The organism is uncultured Adlercreutzia sp. (genome assembly GCA_910585575.1).
Classification (GTDB): domain Bacteria; phylum Actinomycetota; class Coriobacteriia; order Coriobacteriales; family Eggerthellaceae; genus Adlercreutzia.
This window is the reverse complement of record CAJUFS010000129.1, coordinates 1-2,106: the sequence shown is the minus strand read 5'-3', so window position 1 is coordinate 2,106 and position 2,106 is coordinate 1. Positions and strand designations below refer to the sequence as shown.

The following is a 2,106-nucleotide window of genomic DNA, read 5'->3' as shown; positions in this document are numbered from 1 at the left end:
CGAGAAGCCCCCGCCGCTTCAGGCTGGCAGCGGCGGGGCGCCCCACTACGACAACGAGAGCCCGGCGCCGGGAAGGGGCGCCGGGCTCTCTGTGCTGCCTTTTTTGGCGGGTTTTCTCGAAGACGTTTTGTTGCGGTCATGCTATTTACCTGGTGAAACATTTTTCTAAACCCGAAATACACCCATAACCATGAGTATTTTCTCATCGAAAACCCTTGCGGGGGGGGGCGCTCATTTGGTAGGTTCTTGCGTGTTCGAGGAAACTGGACGGCCCCGGTTTTAGGAGAGGAAACCGTGCGCACGTCCGAGACTGCCCAGGTTCTCGATCTTTGGCAGGAGCCGCGCGTGCCCCCAGGGTATGCTGCGGCCAAAGATGGAGAAAGGGGAGTGCATGAAACTCTCTCATCTAGGCAAGCTGGCGCTGCCGCTTGCGTTGGCTGGAACCCTGGTGGCCGGCGTGCCCCTGGAGGCCCTGGCCTGCACTCAGGTATGGATGCCCGATTCGCTAACCCAGGAGAAGAACACTTGGTATTTCGGTCGTGCTGAAGATACGGCTCCTCGTGGTGTAAAAATTTTCGGCGTGGAGCCGGCGCATGAAGCTGGTTTTGTTTATCAGTCTAATGAAAATGGCGATTTCGCCGATGGGCCTAACTTCCGATGGGTCTCCCCAACGAAGACCTTCCGCTATACGTTCGTTCGTGATCACGGTATCAACGGTTGGGAGGGAGCCGATAACGCCTATTCTGCAGCTGGAATCAACGAGAATGGCGTTGCCTGTTCTGCAACGTTGAGCATCTATGCGAGCGACGAGGTTGAGGCCGTTGATCCCAATCCTGAAGACGGCATTGGCGAGTTCAACTATGCGTCTATCATCTTGGGGCAGAGCAAAACCGCCCGCGAGGGCATTGAGCTTATCGGTCGCCTCGTTGATGAGTATGGTGCTTACAGTTGCGATCAGCTTATCATTAGCGACAGCAAAGAAACTTGGCTACTGTCGGTAGTGTCGGGCCATCAGTGGATCGCTTTTCAGCTGCCCGAAGATCAAGCATCCGCAAATCCCAATATGGGAAGTCTGTGGTATAAGGTGAATCCGAGCGACGAGGGCGTGCTCCATTCCGAAAAACTCGTTTCAATGCCGACGGAAGAAGGTTTTCTAAAGACCTTCGAGGATGGTACCCCTGATATAGCGCGCACCTATGCTCGCACCAACGAGGGTAATGGCCAGTATTCCCGCTATGTGATTGCTCGTGCTTACTTTGACTCCCTAGCAAATCTGGAGTATGAGGTAAGTTCGCGTGGCCAAATTACTGGCGTAACGGACGCCCCTCTTTTCTTTACGCCTGGTCGCGATAGCTATACCACCTTTGACATGGTTCGCTCTCTGGGTGCGCGAGCCGACAACGTTGAGGGCTTGAAAGAGGATGTCTCTGCTTCGGTGACGGGTGTTGGTCGTCAAGATTCGCTTGAGAGCCACATGTTCGAGATCAAGCGCAATCTCGATCCTGAGATTGCCACGGTTGAGTGGCTCGCGCTGAACCGCGACGAGTTCTCGGTGGCCATCCCCAACTATGCTGCGCTGATGACCGAGGTGAACGAGCGTTACGGCAGCCAGGATCTTGACCCTGTCCATCAGGGCGACAGCTACGGACGTGATAGCGTGGCCATGGCACGTAGCGCCGGCGAATGGGATCAGTACCTTCCCTATGTACTGATGGACATCAACACGCTGGCGAATGGCGATCGCACTAACGTGGCGCCGGGCGCCCGCGCGTACCTGGACGCGCTCCAGAAGGAGCTCATTGCCCAGCACGACAAGGTCGAGGCCCAGATGCTCAAGACTCCGAAGGCCGATCGCACGGCGTTGGCCAACAAAGCCGCTGATGTCGCAGCTGAGAAGACCTGGGAGCGTTGCTATACCTTGCTTCAGGATATGCGTGCCTACTATAAGGGTGACAAGAAGACCCCCTTTGTGGCGAGCGACTACAATCCTTCCACCAAGGGCTTAGCCAAGCCGTTCATGTATGCAGCGGATGCGCTCGCTGCTCCTGAGCAGCCCGCGAAGCCGGCCACCCCGGCCGTGACCGCGGCCTCCATCGCCAAGGCGAA

1 protein-coding gene is annotated in these 2,106 nt (G+C 56.7%); it reads left to right on the top strand.

Features of this window, described 5'->3' with window-relative positions; translation table 11 throughout:
• Positions 1-391: 391 nt before the first annotated feature.
• On the top strand, positions 392-2,106 hold a 1,715-nt coding region (locus QZ307_RS10990; RefSeq protein WP_295999767.1), incomplete at its 3' end, for a C69 family dipeptidase.